Annotated in this window: 16 protein-coding genes; 1 reads left to right on the top strand and 15 read right to left on the bottom strand. The window is 38.8% G+C overall.

The window, feature by feature from the left end:
- The 7 genes from A7456_RS00080 to A7456_RS00050 all read right to left on the bottom strand — a co-directional run.
- The coding region (locus A7456_RS00080; RefSeq protein ID WP_067006242.1) for a glycosyltransferase family 4 protein at positions 1-1390 on the bottom strand (1390 nt) is incomplete at its 3' end.
- The gene (locus tag A7456_RS00075; protein WP_158512448.1) at positions 1384-3366 is read right to left on the bottom strand and encodes a glycosyltransferase family 29 protein; all 1983 of its coding nucleotides are present in this window, start codon (positions 3364-3366) and stop codon (positions 1384-1386) included. The genes A7456_RS00075 and A7456_RS00080, both read right to left, overlap by 7 nt.
- Positions 3367-3374: 8 nt before the next feature.
- Positions 3375-4670 (bottom strand): protoporphyrinogen/coproporphyrinogen oxidase, encoded by a 1296-nt coding sequence (locus A7456_RS00070; RefSeq protein WP_067006236.1) that lies wholly within the window; start codon positions 4668-4670, stop codon positions 3375-3377.
- A 19-nt stretch (positions 4671-4689) separates the two neighbouring features.
- Positions 4690-5673 carry a glycosyltransferase family 2 protein gene (locus tag A7456_RS00065; protein ID WP_082995354.1) on the bottom strand — a complete coding sequence of 328 codons (984 nt, stop codon included), beginning with the start codon at positions 5671-5673 and terminating at the stop codon, positions 4690-4692.
- A gap of 278 nt (positions 5674-5951) precedes the next feature.
- Entirely contained in the window at positions 5952-7397 is a 1446-nt protein-coding gene (gene lpdA, locus A7456_RS00060; protein ID WP_067006601.1) for a dihydrolipoyl dehydrogenase, read from the bottom strand.
- Between the two features lie 72 nt (positions 7398-7469).
- Positions 7470-8708, bottom strand: coding sequence for a 2-oxoglutarate dehydrogenase complex dihydrolipoyllysine-residue succinyltransferase (odhB, locus tag A7456_RS00055; RefSeq protein WP_067006229.1), 1239 nt, complete (start codon positions 8706-8708; stop codon positions 7470-7472).
- Positions 8709-8817: 109 nt separating this feature from the next.
- Complete coding sequence (locus A7456_RS00050) at positions 8818-11667, bottom strand: 2-oxoglutarate dehydrogenase E1 component (protein ID WP_067006226.1); 2850 nt, start codon at positions 11665-11667, stop codon at positions 8818-8820.
- A gap of 419 nt (positions 11668-12086) precedes the next feature.
- Here A7456_RS00050 and A7456_RS11555 point away from each other — a divergent pair, with 419 nt between their 5' ends.
- The gene (locus tag A7456_RS11555) at positions 12087-12290 is read left to right on the top strand and encodes a hypothetical protein (RefSeq protein ID WP_198455353.1); all 204 of its coding nucleotides are present in this window, start codon (positions 12087-12089) and stop codon (positions 12288-12290) included.
- Between the two features lie 435 nt (positions 12291-12725).
- Here the strand turns inward: A7456_RS11555 and A7456_RS11960 are convergent, their stop codons facing one another.
- From A7456_RS11960 to A7456_RS11250, 8 genes are all read right to left on the bottom strand, one after another.
- Entirely contained in the window at positions 12726-16085 is a 3360-nt protein-coding gene (locus A7456_RS11960; protein WP_067006222.1) for a calcium-binding protein, read from the bottom strand.
- Entirely contained in the window at positions 16075-16626 is a 552-nt protein-coding gene (locus A7456_RS00035) for a hypothetical protein (RefSeq protein WP_067006221.1), read from the bottom strand. The genes A7456_RS11960 and A7456_RS00035 overlap by 11 nt, the downstream gene beginning before the upstream one ends.
- Before the next feature lie 247 nt (positions 16627-16873).
- A complete protein-coding gene (locus tag A7456_RS00030; RefSeq protein ID WP_067006220.1) occupies positions 16874-17692 on the bottom strand; it encodes a hypothetical protein in 819 nt (272 codons plus the stop codon).
- An 18-nt stretch (positions 17693-17710) separates the two neighbouring features.
- A complete protein-coding gene (locus tag A7456_RS00025) occupies positions 17711-17977 on the bottom strand; it encodes a hypothetical protein (protein ID WP_067006219.1) in 267 nt (88 codons plus the stop codon).
- 3 nt (positions 17978-17980) lie between these two features.
- Positions 17981-18514, bottom strand: a complete 534-nt coding sequence (locus A7456_RS00020; RefSeq protein WP_066886551.1) for a hypothetical protein — start codon at positions 18512-18514, stop codon at positions 17981-17983.
- 300 nt (positions 18515-18814) lie between these two features.
- Complete coding sequence (locus A7456_RS00015; RefSeq protein WP_067006217.1) at positions 18815-19291, bottom strand: hypothetical protein; 477 nt, start codon at positions 19289-19291, stop codon at positions 18815-18817.
- Positions 19292-19415: 124 nt separating this feature from the next.
- The gene (locus A7456_RS00010; RefSeq protein ID WP_067006215.1) at positions 19416-19778 is read right to left on the bottom strand and encodes a hypothetical protein; all 363 of its coding nucleotides are present in this window, start codon (positions 19776-19778) and stop codon (positions 19416-19418) included.
- A gap of 170 nt (positions 19779-19948) precedes the next feature.
- Positions 19949-20371 (bottom strand): hypothetical protein (locus A7456_RS11250; protein WP_211266059.1); only part of this gene is annotated, 423 nt, incomplete at its 5' end.

Genomic DNA, 20371 nt, shown 5'->3' with positions numbered 1-20371 from the left:
GGGTCGGACTTGGGGTCGGTACAGGAGGGGCTACAGGCGTTGCAAAAAATACTGGTTGCTCCATATTTCTTTTGTAGTTTTGTTCAAAACTGGTGTCAATCCTCAAAATCCTATTATCTGATTTTGTCTCAGTTATACCAAAATCACTATAAATACTTTCCAACGCATCAAGGTAATTTTGATAAAAATATTTTAAATGCAGTTCATTTTGGTACAGATTTAGATTTTGTTGCCTCATTCTTGCCTTTTCCGGCTCAGGAATGGCTAAAAAGCTTAATATATTCGCCGTAAAATCATCAACATCGTTCGGCTGTGATAATAGCGCCCCTGCCGTTCTTCCTTTTAGCCATTTATAGCCACCAACATCACATCCAAGCAAAGGAGTACCCGAAGCCAAGATTTCAATCATGCTCAAATCAAACAAACTACCTTTATTTGGACACAAACAAGCATCCGCCATACCAATATAATTGCCTGGGGTTGTTGTAAAAGGCACCTGTATCCATTGTTTAGTGTTAAATTCTGTAGTTTTTGCACTCTCCCCTACGACAACAAAATAAACATTTGGATTGTTTTGGATAACCCTCTTCGCTGATTCAATCAAGATATCATAGCCACGTATATTCACAAAACGACCTAAATATAGTAGTACCGTTGCATCCTGAGGGATACCCAAGCTTTGTCTCATGATAGTACTATCTATATTTTGAGGTTTCTCCTGCCCAGATGTGGTGCAGAAATATACTTTTTTATTTTTAATTATGTTCTCAAAATCTGGCCAAGTTTGAAAGTACCCCTCCATACTATACTCAGAAGGAAACATTAGAGCATCTGCCAATTTAAACGCCCAAAAATCCCTCTCTTGATAGAAGTATCTCAAAGTCTTAATATCAGCATCCGACCATGTTCTACCTCGAGATATTAGTTCCATATCTTCAAATTCCGGTTTATGTGGATTGTGAGTGGTTAATATCTTAACCACCTGATTTTCAACACCCTCTCTGCGCAAGGTATTGAAAACTGGTAGAAAATTGTATGCGCCATGTATATGAATTGACTTAATATTCCTAAAATCTATCTTACCATATTCACTTGTTGGCAAAATCTCCCTAAACCAACGCTTTCTTTCATTTATCAAAACCTGCATGCCACTTGGATTTTGAAACTCATCGATATACCGAAAATCATCATAAATTACTTCATCTAACGCTCTATTGTAAAGCCTCTCTCCTTCGGCAAGATTGGGAAATAAGAAGCAATTTTGTATACCACTTCGTGAATTAAAAGAACCATAACGTTCAAAACTTGCATACAAAGTTGATAGATACCCAACAGAACCGCCTTTGTTCAAATTATAACCTTCGTGGCAATGAATATAGTGTTTTAACATTTTTTAACAACTCCAGACTGTATTAATGAATTAAGAATTAAAGCCTCTTTTGACCATTTGTGGAATGATAATTGCTTGCCAGCACTTGGATCTCCACTAAAATAATGCTTTACTCCATCTAATTGATCTGTCAGAGAAAAACCATAAATGGATATAGATTTAAATTTTTCTTTGTTGTCAGCCAACCATAGAATCATCAAAAGACCTAACGAAAAAATTCTCATATCATATTTTTTCATATAATCAGTAGCATCAAACATGCCAATATTGATACCTGATTGAGCAAGATTTACTAACGAGTCCAATCTAAACTTTGGCATATAAGTATTAACCTTTGGGACTAGGATGAAGTCCATACAACCAACATCCTCCCTTAGCCTAATAGACTCTAAGGTTGGTGTGCATGCCCATGTTGATATCTTGCTACCATAATCCGGTTTAGTTTTATCACTAATTTCATAGTTATTAAATCTAATAACTACATCATGCCCATCAATTTGAGGGCCTTTATTTTTATTTAGCTCACAAGGGCTATTTCCCACGATGGCAATCGATTTTCCCTGCAAATAACTTAGAAAGTCTTTAGAGTTGACATTAGCCTTTTCAAAAAAATGATAGTATTGTTTTATATTAGAAACATCTTTCAATTCTGAAAAACTAGAAATCTGAGAATCCTCAAGTAAAAGTTTGGCAAATTTTTCATCTTCACAGTAAACCGATATATCAGGGATTAAATCAAGCATTCTCGCTTTTGCCATCAATTTTACCGACATTGTATTGTTTTTTTGAAATAAAGAAATAAAATCCTCACGACTAAAAATCTCCAGAATCACTCTTTTTAACATATCATTTTTTTCAACTTCTGGAATATTTAATAGACAATACATTTCATTCAAGAAATTTACTGTTGGCAGATTCTCTTCCAACATTCTTGATAGTTTATAGCGAGCAAAACTCATAAATTGATAATAAGTACCGTCACTCAAAACTTTTGCAAGTGGTGGAAGATCTTTTAGCGGAGTAATATTTGGCACAATAGAAGAGGTGGAGTGTCTATTAAATTGCATTTTTGGTAATTTGCTTTTTATAAATTGATATGTCCATTCTTCACACATTAGGTCATTTTTATGACCAATATCATGCATTAATGCTAAAATACAATCTTTCAACTCTGCACTTGTAGTCTTATTCCAATACACGGCTAGATGTTTTAGAAAATATCCTCTTATTGCAGACTCCCTAGTTGACTTCAATCTATTTTCAGCGAAAAATTGCTGGGTTACTTTCAATATAGAGGCAAATCTGCTTTGGTTTGTCACTGATTGACCAGGTATATCTCTATTATAATGATAACCGCCACCAGGTATGACTGCAACCTTTTCGGCCATATTTAATACTGAACCCACAAAAGGCACATCCTCATATGCTCTAGCAGTATTATTTAATGTAATACCATTATCCAATAAAAAACTTCTGCGATAGATGGCAAAGCAAATACCCACATTGCCCAATGCCAGTCTTTGGCATATCTCATTATCAGTCAGCAAGGATGATTGAGTAAATCGACTAGGCATGTGTAATGAGACTAAACGCTTTTTAAATCCCTGCCTACATTCAAAATATGAGTTGTAAAAAACTACATCAGCCCATAAGCCTTCGGCAGTTGCAATCAGTGGCGAATAATAATCATTATCTAAATAATCATCTGGCTCAAGTATTGCCACGTAATCACCTGTAGCAGACTCCATTCCAGCATTTACAGCTGTACCGTATCCCTTATTGGCTTGACTTAAGATTTTCAACTCGGGAAACTGCTTCTTAATAGATTTTAAAACATCCAAAGTATTATCTTGCGAGCCATCATTTACGGCGATAATCTCAAGATTTTCCCATTCCTGCATTCTTAGAGAGTTAATAGCTCTTTCAACATAGTCTTGGACATTGTAGCAGGGTAAAATTACAGATAGTTTTTTCATAATATGATTCATTCCTCATTATTTAATTTATTGGCAATATTCAAGGCATCTATCATAGAGTCTTCTATAGAGCAATATTTCCAATCACCGTAACGACCTATACTAAATATTTGTAATTCCTTAAATTCATCTTTCAATTCAGCTTTAATTGCATCAAGATTGGAATCAACATGGACATAGGCCGGATCCATCAGAATTACTGAATATGATATCAAATCATGTGATTCATCAGTAATACCCAATTTTTGTATATTCTGCAGAGTTAATGCCAATTCTTTATCAATATCAAATGACATTTCGGGGGGAAGACCAATTTCAACGTACATACTCAATCTATCTTCATCTAATATGTTATCATAAAAACCCACACGATAAAAATTGATAGTCTTATCAGGTATATAAGCCCAGTGAATATCTTTATATTTGGATTTCTTTGAGAAGCCCAGATTGAATACCAAAACTTTATTCCAAGATAATTTTTTTGCAATGTCTTTATACTTTTGTTTACCCAATAATTCAAGAAAAACGTTTAATGGCGATGAATTAATTAAAAACTCATAGCTAATCTTTCTACCTAGGTTGGTCAAGACATATTTTTCCTCAGAATCAATCTCGATAACTGACTCTTTCATACATATCTTTTTACGATCAATATCGCTAGCCAGTGCATCGACAAAAACTTTTGCACCATCTTTAGGGTACATAAAAGAAGCATTATAACTTCCATTATAATCATTTTTAAAGCTTCTAATAACTTGCTCTAAGTCAGCATATGGAAAAAATCTACCCATAGCGTCTTTATCCAATTGATTCAAATCACATGCGTAAAGTTTTTCATTATAAGGCTTTAAGAACTTTTCTGTAATAGAAATACCAAATTTTTCGTACAACATTTCAAGAAAAGATTGTAAGCTATTCTCAGATTCATTCTTTTTTCTAAAATATAAATCATATAAACAATCAATAAACTCTTCTTTGTCCAATTGGTGAATATTTGCTTGAAATGGGAAATCAATAACAAGATTATTATAAAATATCTTAGTTGATTTTGTTTTGTAAATTAAATCATTCGGAGATATGCGACTATTAAAGAAATTTTTCATCTCATCAGTTGCAAAATGGAAAAAATGACCTGCATAATCCCAGATATAGCCGTCTTGATATATTGTTCGGCAATACCCCCCTAGTTCTGACTCTTTTTCTAAAATTAAATAATCATCGCTGTTAATAAAATTTGCAAATGCCAAACCAGAAACACCGCCACCAATAATTAAATATTTTGTAGAACAAGATTCATCAAACATAAAATCACCTTTAATACACTTAAGAAAAAAATGGAGTTTTGCTTATCAAATATAGAAAAAGAACCCTGATAGGAAATAAGTAAAATTTAACTATATCTATTTTTGAAAAACCAAACCATCTTAATTGTTCAATTTTTGGAAAACCATATCTAAACAGACTCTTTACATAAAAAATACTAAGTTGATTGCTATTGCGTACCATGCGCTTTTCAAGAGAAATGCATTGTCTATACATCTGAATTATTGCAAACCAAGAGCTTTCGCGATTGATAAATTCTCTAGAAATAACAAAAAACTCTTTCCAGTTCTTGATTACGTTGTCTAGAATATTACTGCTGGTTTGATTGACAGACTGCCCATTATGATGTCTATACATGTATTTGCATTGATCTAATAAAACAATACTAGGGTTCCCATAAAACAACGAAACCAAAAATTGAACATCTTGATAAGAAGCTCCAGCACCCTCTACATATTTAATGCAATTATTATATAAAAATTCTTTTTTATAAATAGCATTTATCGTAGCTGGGTGAGATATCCAAAATCTAGGATAATCATATTTAAAAAACTTACCTTTTGGGAAGTTTTTTAATTTAAAAATCCTCTCCTTGTTATCAACATTGGTATTAAATTTATAAATACCATTGTATTTAATAATATCGGCATTGGTTATATTGGCATGATGCAAAAGAACCTGATAAAAATCATCAGGTATTAAATCATCAGGCTCAAAGACTGCTATATAGTCGCCTGAACTATGAGCAATGCCTAAATTACAAGTATGTCCATAGCCTGTATTCATAGGTTTTGCTATATACAAAAAGCGGTTATCATCCCTTATTAAATTTTGAACAATAGACTCAGAATTATCTGTTGAGCCATCATTTACGATGATGAATTCCAAGCAATCTGAGTTTTGCCTTTTTAAGCACCCTAAAGACTCCTTTAAGAAATCCTTGGAGTTATACACAGGAACAATGATACTAAGAGTTTTTCTCAAATTACAAACTCACCACAGCAGAGGCAAACCATTATAAACTCAATAGTTAATATAATCAATACCAATAATAGTAATAGTTTATTTTCGTTTAAAATACCAATTGTGTCACAATACAATAGAATCATAAATTGGGGATTTAGCCCAACTATAATTACACCCAACAATTCCGAAGTCACATCATAAATTTGTCACGATTTGACTTTTGTCTTTAATTCAAACTGATATCTATTGATATAATTCTGCAAAACGCTCCAAAAGAGCGTTTTGCTTAGTGTCAATCAACGCTTCTTACGCTGAATCGCATGAATAGCTCGACCGTCTGCTGACAATACCGCCTCATGCACCGCTTCTGATACGGTTGGGTGAGCGAATGTCATAAGCTGTAGGTCTTCTACACTTGACACAAATTCAAGGGCAATCATGCCTTGGTGGACGATGTCGCCAGCACCCACACCTACCATGTGTAAGCCTAGCAGACGGTCAGTCTTAGCATCTGCCACCACTTTAATCACGCCCACACCCTCACCTTGGGCTAAGGCACGACCGTTGGCAGATAGGTTAAATGAACCTGTTTTAACCTCGTGTCCACGGGCTTTTGCTTGCTCTTCGGTCAAACCTACCCATGCAATCTCAGGATGTGTATAAATCACACTGATGATGGTGTCATAGTTTACCTGAGCTTTTTCACCATGAATGCGTTCTACTGCCATCATGCCCTCTTCCATCGCTTTGTGGGCAAGCATTGGGCCACGAACCAAATCACCAATGGCATAAACGCCGTCTAGGTTGGTTTTACATTGGTCATCTACCGCCACCAAGCCACGCTCGGTCAGCTCAATGCCACAGCCGTCAGCCAATAAGCCTTCGCTATATGCACGGCGGCCCACGCAGACGATAAGCTTGTCAAAGGTTTCGGTTTTGGTTTCGCCTTTGACATCAGTAGTTACAACTACTTCGCCACCCACCACCTCAGCACCCGTCACTTTGGTATCCACACGAATGTCAAGACCTTGTTTTTTGAGCAGTTTACCTGCTTCTTTGGCAATGTCTTTGTCAGCGACTGCCAAAAATTCTGGCATGGCTTCATAAACAACCACTTCTGAACCCAAGCGACGCCATACCGAGCCAAGCTCCAAACCAATCACACCAGCACCGATAACACCAAGACGTTTTGGGGCTTCACTAAATTCTAAGGCACCAGTACTGTCCACGATAAACTCGCCATCAGTTTTGGCAACTGGGATTTCAATTGGCACAGAACCTGCCGCCAAAATCACATATTTGGCAGTAATGGTGGTCTCGGTGCCGTCATGAGCGGTAAATTTGACTTGTTTTTCGGCTGATTTGCCGTCAAGCAGTGTACCTGTGCCTTGTAGCCAGTCCACGCCATTGCCTTTTAATAGACCTGCCACACCTGCGGTCAAGCCTTTGACAATACTGTCTTTGCGTTCTAGCATTTTTGATACATCAATACCCACATCGCCTGTGGTGATACCATGTTCACCAAGCTCATGGCGAGTTGCTTCATAGCGGTGTGAGCTGTCAAGTAAGGCTTTTGACGGAATACAGCCCACATTTAGGCAAGTACCGCCAAGAGCAGGTTCGCCTTTATGAATGCGTTTTTCAATACAAGCGGTGCTTAACCCAAGCTGGGCTGCACGAATGGCAGCTTCATAGCCACCGGGCCCACCACCGATTACTACCAAATCATATGAATTTTTCATGGTCATACTCTCTTTTAAAGTAAAATCTTTTAAAAATAAAATGCCTACCTTTTAAGCATAGGCATAAATACATCACAAATCCAAAATCAGACGTGCTGGGTCTTCAATCAGCTCTTTGATGGTTACCAAAAATTGAACCGCATCTTTACCATCAATCAAACGATGATCATAAGATAAAGCAAGATACATCATTGGCAAGATAACCACTTGACCATTAACCGCCATAGGACGCTCGTTAATGGCATGCATGCCTAAGATGGCAGTTTGTGGCGGGTTGATGATTGGGGTAGATAGTAGCGAACCGAACACACCGCCATTGGTGATGGTAAATGTACCGCCAGTCATCTCCTCAATAGACAATTTGCCTTCACGAGCTTTGGTGGCATAATCACGGATACCGCTTTCAATGTCAGCCAAACCCATCCCATCAGTATCTCGCAAAACAGGCACAACCAAACCACGATCGCTTGACACCGCCACGCCCACATCATAGTAGCCATGATAGACAATGTCCTCACCATCAATGGATGCGTTGACCGCAGGAAAACGCTTTAAGGCTTCGGTGGCTGCTTTGACAAATAACGACATAAAGCCCAGTTTTACGCCATGGCGTTTTTCAAATTGGTCTTTATATTTAGTACGCAAGTCCATAAGTGGTTTCATGTTTACCTCGTTAAACGTGGTAAGCATGGCGGTTTCTTGGGTGGCAGACAATAGACGCTCGGCGATACGCTTACGTAAGCGTGTCATTGGCTCACGTTTTTCAATACGCTGACCGATGGCAGTAGCGATGACTTGACCGTTGTCGCCTTTTAGAGTGGGGTTAATCATGTCAGATTTGGTAACACGACCACCACGACCCGAGCCTTGTACGTCTGCTGGGTTTACGCCTGTTTCTTTGGCAGCTTTACGAACCGCTGGACTTTGGTCTTTAAAGTCACCCTCTGCATCATCTTTTGGCTGTATGGGGGCAGCAACGCTTGCCGGGTCAATGGTTGTGCCTTTGTCAGCTTCATCTTTTGACAATTCATCATCTTTTGACAATTCATCACTTTTGGTCTTTGGCGTGGCAGTTGCACCCGCCTCGAAAGTGGCGATGACCTCGGCGGATAATACGGTGCTGTCCACACCTTTGGCGATACTAACAATCACACCATCATCAGGGGCAACGACTTCTAAAACAACTTTATCAGTCTCAATCTCAGCAAGCAGTTGGTCTCGGGCAACTTGATCACCCTCAGCAACATGCCACTCTACGATGGTACCGTCTTGTACCGACTCTGGAAATACGGGGGCTTTAATGTCAGCCATGATAAACTCCTAAGGATTAATTTGCAGTAATTTGCAGTTTTAATAAAGCTAATAAATCAGTAAAGTTAACAGTCAGATGAACCCATAGCTTATGAGTTCATCTTGCCACTCATAGTTGCTCTTCGCTTACACCCAAACCTTGGGCAATCAGAGCTTTTTGTTGTGCCATATGAATCTTTGGTGAGCCTGTGGCAGGTGCCGCTGCCGCAGGACGACCTGATGCAGGTAGCAGTTTGACCCTGCCCTCTGTTAAGCGATATAACTCTGGCAGTAAATAGTACCACGCACCTTGGTTAAGTGGTTCTTCTTGTGTCCAAATAACCTCGTTAAGGTTTGGATATTTGTCAAGTTCTGCCAAAATACGCATCTCTGGCAACGGATAAAGCTGTTCAATACGCACGATGGCAATGTGGTCAATCTCTAACTTGCGACGAGCCTCCAAAAGCTCATAATAAACTTTACCGCCACACAATACCATGCGGGTTACTTGACTGTTATCAACACCATCAATCTCAGGCAACACACTTTCAAATTTGCCATCAGCAAGCTCATCAAGTGTTGATGTTGCCAGCGGATGACGAAGTAGCGACTTGGGTGACATGACAATCAGTGGCTTACGAGTTTTTTGTATCACTTGACGGCGTAGAGCATGGAAAATCTGTGCAGGGGTCGTTGGGGTGATAACTTGCATGTTATCCTCAGCACAAAGCTGTAAAAAACGTTCCAAACGTGCCGATGAATGCTCAGGACCTTGCCCCTCAAAACCGTGTGGCAAGAGCATGGTCAGACCTGACAGACGTTGCCATTTGGTCTCACCCGATGAGATAAATTGGTCAATGACCACCTGAGCCCCATTGGCAAAATCACCAAACTGAGCCTCCCATATAATCAGGGCATTTGGCACAGTGGTAGAGTAACCGTATTCAAAGGCAAGCACCGCCTCCTCTGACAGCAGTGAATTATAAGTGGCAAAACGGGCTTGTCCTTCACGAATGTGCTGTAATGGAACATACAGGCTGGCATCTTTTTGGTTATACAGCTCGCTATGACGGTGTGAGAATGTCCCACGACCCACATCCTCGCCTGTGATACGCACCAATGTCCCCTCATCAACCAATGATGCGTATGCCAGTGTCTCAGCAGCCCCCCAGTTCATGGGTTCTTGTCCTGTTTGCATGGCCAGACGTTGCTCTATTACTTTGGCAACTTGACGTTGCAACTCAAAACCCTCTGGCATTTTTGCCATGGCTTTTGCATAGGATTTGAGCTTATCCACAGGCACGCCTGTTTGAACATCATCGGTCAAATCATGACCAACATAAGGCGACCAATCTACAAACAGGCTGGCATCAGGCTCTTTGGCAAGTCCGTGAGCCACATCCTCGCCATTATCTAGGGCGATACGATAGGCATCATCAATCTCATTTGCTTGCTCGGTAGTTAGCACACCCTCGGCAGCCAATTTTTGGGCGTATTGGGTGCGAGTGGTTGGCAATTTTTTAATGACTTGATACATAAGTGGCTGGGTTGCTGATGGCTCATCCGATTCGTTGTGTCCATTGCGACGATAACAAACAATATCAAGCACAACATCACGACCGAACTCTTTTCTATAATCTAGCACAAGCTGACTGGCAAACACGACCGCCTCTGGGTCATCACCATTGACATGCAAGATGGGAGCATGTACCATTTTGGCAACGTCTGTACAGTATTCAGTAGAACGAGCATCATCGGTGCGAGAAGTGGTAAAACCTACCTGATTATTAATCACGATATGCACCGTACCACCTGTTTTGTAGGCACGGGTTTGCGACATTTGAAAGGTTTCTTGATTAACACCTTGTCCTGCAAAGGCAGCATCGCCGTGCACCACGATGGGCAACACTGTACTGTTATCAATATCATAGCCATAACCCCCACTGCGACGAGCTTGTCTGGCACGCACCGAACCCAACATGACAGGCGAGACAATCTCCAAATGAGATGGGTTAAATGCCAATGCAAGGTGCATTTGACCGCCTTTGGTGATGATGTTTGAGCTAAATCCATTATGGTATTTAACATCGCCTGAACCAACCGTTGGTTGTACTTTACCATCAAATTCATCAAATAAGGCAGATGGGTTTTTACCCATGATATTAACAAGCAGGTTAAGGCGTCCACGATGAGCCATACCAATGACCACCTCTTTGGTCCCATAAGTACCCACACGTTGAATCATCTCATGTACCGCAGGAATAAAGCTCTCGCCTCCTTCTAGACCAAAGCGTTTTACGCCTGTGTATTTACGAGCTAAGTACTTCTCCAAACCCTCAGCGGCGGTCAGACGGTCAAGGATTTCTAGCTTTTTATCTTTATCAAATTTGATAAAGCCTTGATTTTGTTCAATGTATTTTTCAAGCCATTTTTTCTCAGTGGCACTAAATACGTGCATATACTCATAACCAATACTGCCACAGTAGATGCGTTCACAAATCTCAATAATCTCACGCAGTGTTGCCGACTCTTTGCCGATGTGCATGAGCGTGGTTGGGAATGTCGTGTCAAGGTCAGCCTTAGACAAGCCATGATACGCCAAGCTCAAATCATCAACACCATCACGTTTTTGTAGTCCCAAAGGGTCAATGTTTGCGACACGATGTCCACGGCGACGATAGGCGCTGATCAGCTGTTGCACTGCCATCTGTTTAGGGTCGCAGTCACCTGTGCCTGTGCCTGCTGACTGTATGGGGCGAGCGTTGGTTTGGTTACGGGCTAGGAGCAAGAATTGCTCTTTGATGGCATTATGTGGAGCATCGCCTGCTTGCTCATAATCAGCAAAGTATTTTTGCCACTCGATGCTCACGCTTGACTTATCTGCCAAATAATCCTCGTACAACGCCTCTATATATGCAGCGCCATCTGCACTAAGTTCGGTGCTTTGATAAGCGACCGTATCTTTGCTACTTTTTGTCATAATATTCGCCATATCATTTTAAGGAAAGTTTGATGTATTTGTTACATTAGGTCAGCGAATGATGAGCATGGTAAAAGCCGTCTGTCGGTAGAATCATATCGCTTACGCTAAATTCATCCATGAATCCGCCCCAAAAAAATCAAAGACAGCTTCATAAATAAATACCGTATAGTTTACGCCATTTGGCAAAATATAACAAGTTACAATGGTTTTAAAAATGTGAATAGGGTTTAATTTTTGAAAAAAACATATGTTTTTACATTTATTTCAATCTAAAATTTCAATAGATTTATATTTTAAAAAACATTATTTTAAATTTTTAATCGAAACTGGTCATTTGCTCATTCTAGTACCAAGAAGAGTACCGCTACCATCAAATCACCTTAACGTCCATGCCACTAACCTGTCTGTCGATACCAATGCCATACGCAAAAATAAAAATGTCGGTTAAAACATCCATTACCAACACGGAGACAAATAGTTTTGACACAAACACCTCTAATGTTAAAAAATTAACAATAGCAACAATCTTAGACGTTGCACCTTTTAATTTTTCTGATGAAAAAGGAGCCATTACAGGTTTTGATTCTGATGTATTGCATTGCCAAAAACAAAAAGCTTAACATCCAATTTAAACCAACAACATTTGAAAGCTTATTTTGCCAAAATTAGATTCTAGAATCAGCGATATGGTACCACTGCCATTTTCCAAACCGAAAAGTGCACATCAAAATACGGTACACCCAATGCCTATTATGCCAAAATACCTGTATTCTTCTATTTTGCTGATAACCCAAAACTAGCAAGTATCACCCTAACCCCTTATCAGACATAAACAGGGATGCAAGCAAAAAAAATCACACCCTGCTCTGACAAAGCCAACTGCACTTTTTAGCCAATAAAAATAACACCAAACTACCACAAACACTCAATAAAGGCATTGATGAGTTAGTCAAAAATGGCGAGATAAAAACCATTACTCAAAAATATGGCATGGAATAATTCGCTTTAATCATAAAAAATAAGGCATTTGATGATGCCTTATTTTTATGATTACTTTACAAAATCAAACCTTCACCCTGATTGAGTTGGTTCAACACACCATCGATGTTATTTGAATATATATCAGCGATTGCTATTTTTTCAAACATCTCATCCTTACCATCAATATCAATCGTCATCGTAATATTGTTGATACCTGATTTTTCAAAATGAATATAATCACCAAAATTGTCCATGATTGATTTGTCAGCAAAAAGTCCTGTTAGATCAATCTTATCTCCTTGCTTTAGATCAAAATCAGCAATTTTATCAAATCCAATCTGGCTAACATCTACCACCAAATCCACGTCCAAAGAGAACACAAAAGTGTCCGCTCCTGCACCTCCTTGCAAATAATCATCGCCAGCACCACCATTTAAGATGTCATTACCGTTGCCACCGTCTAGGGTGTCGTTACCATCTTGACCAAATAGGAGGTCATCGCCAGCACCGCTATTTAGGGTGTCGTTACCATTATCGCCATCTAAAACATCGTTGCCAGTACCTGTCGTAACACGATCATTACCATCTTGCCCATAGACTTCAGTTTTGCCGCCAGTAGCGTTGAAAACGTCGTTGCCAGCACCCAGATGGGCGATGCTCTGAGATTTCCATTGTGCTATATTATGATTATCGTTATTATCTGTGCCGTGATAGGCGGCAACTTTTGTTGCCATCAGTTCGGCAAGACTGACTGTTTGGTCAGCAAATTCGAAGTTTTCAATATGATAAGAGTCACCGTACTGGAAGTTTTGAATGGTAACACTATTTGAGTCTGATGTTTTAAGGATTAAATCTTGACCTTTTAACAAGACTTGAACTGCAGACAGATTAACATCTGTAAAACGGATGGTGTCTTGATGGCGATTCTCAGTATTCCAATCATATTCATAAATCACATCATTGCCGTAATCACCACTAAAGATGTAAGTGTCATTGCCATTTTTATGACCTGAATTGCTTAAATAATCATCGCCAGCACCACCATTTAAGATGTCATCACCGTTGCCACCGTCTAGGGTGTCGTTACCATCTTGACCAAATAGGAGGTCAGAATTTTTAGTTCCAGTCAACCGATCATTACCAGCACCTGCAAACACAGCACCGCCATTTAAATGATTATCTTGTGCATCGCCCATCTTAATTGGTAATTCTCTATCAATCTTAAAATCAATACCATTTATCCAACCATCCAATTCATGTTTTGGCACGCTAGATACAACATGCTCTATCAAATTAACCAACTTATCTCTGCCAACAATGTTAGGTTGTGTTTGCACTTGAAGATAAGCAAAATACTCCATGATATCGCCAAAGGCAGACATTGCGGTTTGACCACCTACATCTAACCTTGCCTTAAAGTCGCTCACCAGTCGGTTAATGTCCAAACCAAACAGAATATTACCATCTTTGACATCTACCACAATATCTATCAAATCGCCATAACGATTCTGAACAGTTTGCGGATAGAGTCCACTATAAACAGACTTAATGAGTTTATCATAAGTATCATTGATAATTTTGGTTGTTTTTTCAAAGTCTTTGACGTTAGCATAAAACATGTTATCTGTTTTTGTGCTCATGAAACTATCGATAACACCAATTTTATATTTGATTTTATCAAACTCTGCCATGCCCATTGTATCAATTATTGTAGCACCGCCACTGCCTGCAATGCCCACCGCACCTTTTTGGGAACTAGAGCTTCTTATCGACAAGAAAATCGGCTTTTCATAATCTTGATAATCAGGATCGGTTTTTGCCCACGCTTTGAGCAAGCCGTCCATCATTGACAGCTGCTCCTCTTTGCTTTTGGCATTTAGGTAATTGACGACGATATTTCTAAGCTCAGAAGATAGTGTCATTGCCTCGCTTAGACTTCTGACACGCCCAGAGCCTTGTAGATTTGGCAATCTGTCATCTGTATTTTTTACACCATCGAGATGTTTGGTGTACACACCATGAAAGTTAAAATTCACATCGCCCATGACACCTGTTTTGCCATCATGTTTCTCATAACTGCCAAGCTGAGTCAGTTTATTGCCTCCTGTCAGGTTTTTGTCCACATCTTGATAATCAAGGTTTAACGCACTAATACCAAGCTCATGAAGTCCAAATAACTCCCCAACATCACTCACGCCATCACTGTCCAAATCACGCCATACTCTAAGCTCATCAAACTTGGTATCATCGGCATTAATCTTGCCATTACCATCGCTGTCTAGGTCGGCAAGTGCCTCATAGCCGTGCTTGGCGGTCTCACCTGTACTCAAAATCGTGCTGTCACCAAACACCTCTCGCCCATCATTAATAACACCATCGCCATTGCGGTCTAATACAAGGATACCATCATCTTTTTTCACCCAGCCTGTCGCATGAGCAATGCCATCACCGTCATGATCAAAAACAGCTTTCTTTAATTTATCATAAGCAATCGTCTCTATACCATCACCATCTAAATCAAGTACGATTGGGTCATAGAAATAATGAAACCCTGAGCGGTTGATACCTGCCCATTTGGCAAAGGCTTCGGCAAGGTCATCAGGGAGGTTATCAAAGGGGTTGGGAAATTCGAAGTCGGCAACTTTATCCCAAACATCTTTAAAGAATTCCTTAGCTTTTTCTGCCACTTCATCAACTTCCTCACTTAACTCATCACCCTTTTCTGACAGACCAATACCAAATTTCATGATTGGCGTTAAAAGCTTTTCAAGCAAATCTGTTGGGCTGTGGTTTTCACTGTTGGTGATTTCATCTTTGATTTTATCTACTAATTCTCCTAGTTTTTCTTTATTTTTAAGCATACTGTCAACAGCATCTTGAACCTGAGTATCAAAGAAATCTTGAATGGACTTACCTAAGGCGATGTCGTTTAGTTTGGCCTTGATATCATCGTTAAATAAATCTGTTTCTTTATCCACCGCCAAACTTGCTCCTGCAAAAGCTACCGAACCCACTGTAAGTGCAGCAACAGTTGCTCCAACTGGATTAGCTATCAGGGCAATACCTGCCGCAACCGCCAATGCATTACCTGCAAAGCTAAGAGCATCTTTTAGGTTAATTTCACCATTTTCGGCATAACTGTCTTTCATAGATTGGTAATCTCCAACAGCCAATGCACCGCCAGCTACAACACCCAAACCACCCATCAATCCCTTTGACCATTTACTTTCTGGCACTTTATCAACAATGGTGTATGCGGTACCAGCAATACCAGCCGCTATTGCCGCCGTAGCAGCACCCACACCAACCCCATCACCACCTTCTACTTTATCAAGCAGTGTCTTAATGTTAATACCGTTACCAGCAACACCGCCAGCACCACCAGCGGCTTTAATGGCTTGCTCGACGGCTTCTGTGATTAGTTTAGTTGTCATATTCTTGCTCCTTCTTTTTTAGCTCTTTTTTAACATCTCTCATATGAGACCATATTAATAAAATTATAGTAGCCAGACCTAAAATCAAAAAAAACCGATTGGCGGATACTATTTTATCTTTTGTTGAGGCATAATCCTTAACAGCTATCATCTCGCCATTAGGTTTGTTGATATGAATGGTTGCCATTTGGGGGATTTCATTGGTAATGCCAAGTACTGAGGGTTGATAATAGTAACCAATGGTGAGTATTTCATCTAGACGATCATCTCTTAATATACAACTACTACCAATATCTTTTTTGGGAATAACCTTATTACCACAAGCAATCATCAGCCTTTCTTTGGTTTGGGGATTGACAATACTCATGTGTTTAATGTCTCTATTTTTACCATCTCTGGCAACAGTAACCAGCCTAACTTTACCTGCTACATAATGTAAGTCTTTTTCAGGGGGTAGTCCACGACCATGCCAAACACAGTAGGGTATAACCCATATAGCACAGCATGTTAAAAATAAGAATACAAAATCACGAATTTTCATATAATCAGTCAAAAAAATTAAACCATTGTAGACCTATCCATCAAATAATACAAAGGAAATAGGTGTATACTCAGATAAATTTAAAATCGCCCTAAGCTCGTAGGTTGGGTTGAACGACAGCAACACCCAACATGTTAAGCCTTAATGCACTAAGTTTTATTATCAAAACCTAACCCACCAAAGCCGACAACCAACACATTTACACCCATTCACTCACAAACATAACATCTATCTTCTTTTATAACAATCAAGCCGCCCATCTTTCTTCTTCATTGATTGCAAGTATACTTATGTTATTATGATTAAATAACGCTCTTTGTGTGGTAACCATACCGTCATGATCAAAAACAGCTTTCTTTAATTTATCATAAGCAATCGTCTCTATACCATCACCATCTAAATCAAGTACGATTGGGTCATAGAAATAATGAAACCCTGAGCGGTTGATACCTGCCCATTTGGCAAAGGCTTCGGCAAGGTCATCAGGGAGGTTATCAAAGGGGTTGGGGAAATTGAGATCAGCAATCTTATCCAAAATGTCTTTTAAAGTATCCTTGATTTTTTCCGCCAGATCCTCCATTTCTTTGCTAAGCTCATCACCTTCTTTTGAAAGATTAATACCAAACTCCATGATTGGTGTTAGCAGTTTTTCAAGTAATTTGGTTGGGCTGTGGTTTTCGCTCTTTCTAGCCTCATCAATAGCTTCGGAAACAAATTTACCCAACCTAGAATCAGAGATATAGCTCCCCATATTGTCCAACAGTTGTCCAATGGTCAAATTTTCATCAACCGAATTAGCAGCGACCCCCAAACCAACACTCATTGAACCTGCACCCACCGCCACTACTGTTGATAAGCCCGCCACTGGTGCACCAACAGGAGCCCCAACCCCTGTCGCAGTAGCAGCTGCACCGCCCATTGCCGCAATAGAGGCAGAACTTGAAACCGTCCCTGTTAGATTAGATAATAAACTTAACACTTCTTTGGCTTTAACTTGCGACCAGTCGCCATCTTTTTCAATCAAATTGCCATAAATATCAATACCATCTTTTACGGTTCCCGCCAAATTAAACCCAAAACCAGTCTAGCCCAATTTTCTCACTGTCTTTGTGGCTAAAAATCCGTTTTCTTTTCCCGGCAGTGTAGCCACCATATCTGCTGTCTGCACCGCACCGACCGCCAGCTGACCTGTACCAATAACAACATCAGTTTCAGTAGAAACAGTCGGATTTGGTACAAATGAGCCAGTATTACCAGCGTTATTAAGCCCATTAGTACCATTAGCCATGACAGTAACCGCTCCTGATACCGCATCGGCATTTTCTTTTGAAATCTTAGGTAGGGTTGCCATTATTTATTCCTCATTAAAGTGTGGTTGAGAGCCAATATATTTATAACCAAACAAAAACATCAAAGAAAATATTACCCAAGTTCCAAATATGAAAAGGGGAATACCTTTGTGGTCAACTCGCATTCTTTTAATGCTTACTTCTTTGTTTCTTATAGGGATAAGTTTACCATCTTGCCAGATGGTTAAGGAGATTAGCTGAGGGTATGGGTTGTTTAACCACAGTAGTGGTTTCTGGGTGTACCAACCTATCTCTCCGTATTTGCCATGCACCAAGCGAATATCACCATACACGGTTTCAAGCAATTCAGGATTAACCCAACAACCACTATACTCTATATAATCATAAGCAGAATAGCCACATTTAAAATACATGGTCTGACCATCATCAGTATGCATTTGTATATGCCTAACGCTACTGCGACCTCGTTGTGTCTGAAAATGCTCAGTAACCACAAACATCTTACCCTTAGTATAGTGTATCTCATCATCAGTAGGAATGTGCCAACCCTTACATATCAACAATAAAAAGATTGTCATACATATAGCAAAACCCAAACACAGCCAGAATGAAAATCGATTGAATGAGTTTAGGTTTTTATAGCTTTTAATCAAAAAATTTATCATTAGAATATTTGTTTACAAAAGTACCGTTTATTGTTTGTATAGAATATTTGAATAAATAGCAAGCATATGATGATAAAAGCTACTTCACCCTATCAAACAGCTCGTAGGTTGGGTTGAACGACAGTGAAACCCAACATTTTAAGCCTTAATGCACTAAGTTTTATTATCAAAACCTAACCCACCAAAGCCGACAACCAACACATTTTACACCCACTAAACCTCTCTTATTTTAAAGTAAATATAAACATCTTCATGCTTGGTTTTTTCAAATACGATGTTATGACCATCATAACATTGGGCAATTTTAAAATCTGGTACGGCCTTTCCAGTAATTTTATACATTCTTGGGTTTCCCTTATCATGTGAATTAAACACTATAATCCACCTATACGAATCACTCTTACCAAAAAAACCATTAATTCTTTGCTCAATAAAATTTTTCGAACGCTCACCAATTACAATTTCGTTAAATGGTAAAGACTTATAAGATGGCACAACACACAACACATCATTTTTACCATATTCAATATAATCACCAATATGAAATTGATTGTGTTTTGTGAGTTTACTGGCAATGGTATCAGACAAAAATCCATCAAATTTTCTAGGGAAAATATGATAATAATATCCTAAACCATATATCGCCACACAAAAAAATATTAGCACAATACATCTTATTCCAAAAGTCATAGCAATTCCTTAATATTTTATCATCATTTAATGATAAAATATTTAATAATATTTTATCACACTTAAAAATATGCCATAACAAATTTTTGTATTTTTGACCATCGCCTATGATTAACCACAAAATCTATTTTGAATATATCAGCAGAAATGATAAAAATAATGCTGTTATACATGTTGATTTTAAAAACTCATATAATGCATATAAAATAACCATGTATGATGGATATAAATTTTTATAAGCATATTTATCATCAAATTGAATATTTATTTCATTATTCACTCTTTTTTTGAAATCACCGTCAATCTTATTAAATAATACCATATAACCAATTGATAAAGATGTATGATACTTATTGTAAGAACTTAAACCTAATTCTGTATATCCATAATGATTAGTCATTAATAAAGCAAACATAACCACTGGATAACCAATAAAACCAAGCCACCCTGCTGGCTCTGAAAATTTTTGATAATTGGTATCACTCATCATAAATCCCATGATTTAGTCCGTAGGTTGGGCAAAGCGATAGCAACACCCAACATGTTAAGCCTTAATGCACTAAGTTTTATTATCAAAACCTAACCCACCAAAGCCGACAACCAACACATTTACACCCATTCACTCACAAACATAACATCTATCTTCTTTTATAACAATCAAGCCGCCCATCTTTCTTCTTCATTGATTACAAGTATACTTATATTATTATGATTAAATAATGCTCTTTGTATGGTAATCACACCATCACCATCTAAATCAAGTACGATTGGGTCATAGAAATAATGAAACCCTGAGCGGTTGATACCTGCCCATTTGGCAAAGGCTTCGGCAAGGTCATCAGGGAGATCATCAAAGGGGTTGGGAAGTTTAAAGTCATCAAAAAAGTCTTCGGCTTGCTGTTTCCATTTATTAAAAGCATCTTCGGCGGCTTGTCTATATTTATCAAAAGCATCAGCAAGTTCATCGGATATTTCTTTGAATGTGTCTGAGATTTCTTTGGTAAGGTCTTTGGCGATTTTTTCGGCTTTTTCTAGAGCTTCGTTAGCGATTTGCTCGGCGTTTTTTACACCATCTTTAAG

The organism is Moraxella nonliquefaciens (assembly GCF_001679005.1).
GTDB lineage: Bacteria > Pseudomonadota > Gammaproteobacteria > Pseudomonadales > Moraxellaceae > Moraxella > Moraxella nonliquefaciens.
This window is presented reverse-complemented; position numbering and strand designations above follow the sequence as displayed.

What these genes read in the sequence shown, in the direction of transcription:
- A7456_RS00075 (WP_158512448.1), bottom strand. Translation starts at nt 3,366, where the DNA reads ATGAAAAAACTATCTGTAATTTTACCCTGCTACAATGTCCAAGACTAT.
- A7456_RS00070 (WP_067006236.1), bottom strand. Translation starts at nt 4,670, where the DNA reads ATGTTTGATGAATCTTGTTCTACAAAATATTTAATTATTGGTGGCGGT.
- lpdA (WP_067006601.1), bottom strand. Translation starts at nt 7,397, where the DNA reads ATGAAAAATTCATATGATTTGGTAGTAATCGGTGGTGGGCCCGGTGGC.
- odhB (WP_067006229.1), bottom strand. Translation starts at nt 8,708, where the DNA reads ATGGCTGACATTAAAGCCCCCGTATTTCCAGAGTCGGTACAAGACGGT.
- A7456_RS00050 (WP_067006226.1), bottom strand. Translation starts at nt 11,667, where the DNA reads ATGACAAAAAGTAGCAAAGATACGGTCGCTTATCAAAGCACCGAACTT.
- A7456_RS11555 (WP_198455353.1), top strand. Translation starts at nt 12,087, where the DNA reads ATGCCATACGCAAAAATAAAAATGTCGGTTAAAACATCCATTACCAAC.
- A7456_RS11960 (WP_067006222.1), bottom strand. Translation starts at nt 16,085, where the DNA reads ATGACAACTAAACTAATCACAGAAGCCGTCGAGCAAGCCATTAAAGCC.
- A7456_RS00035 (WP_067006221.1), bottom strand. Translation starts at nt 16,626, where the DNA reads ATGAAAATTCGTGATTTTGTATTCTTATTTTTAACATGCTGTGCTATA.
- A7456_RS00025 (WP_067006219.1), bottom strand. Translation starts at nt 17,977, where the DNA reads ATGGCAACCCTACCTAAGATTTCAAAAGAAAATGCCGATGCGGTATCA.
- A7456_RS00020 (WP_066886551.1), bottom strand. Translation starts at nt 18,514, where the DNA reads ATGACAATCTTTTTATTGTTGATATGTAAGGGTTGGCACATTCCTACT.
- A7456_RS00015 (WP_067006217.1), bottom strand. Translation starts at nt 19,291, where the DNA reads ATGACTTTTGGAATAAGATGTATTGTGCTAATATTTTTTTGTGTGGCG.
- A7456_RS00010 (WP_067006215.1), bottom strand. Translation starts at nt 19,778, where the DNA reads ATGAGTGATACCAATTATCAAAAATTTTCAGAGCCAGCAGGGTGGCTT.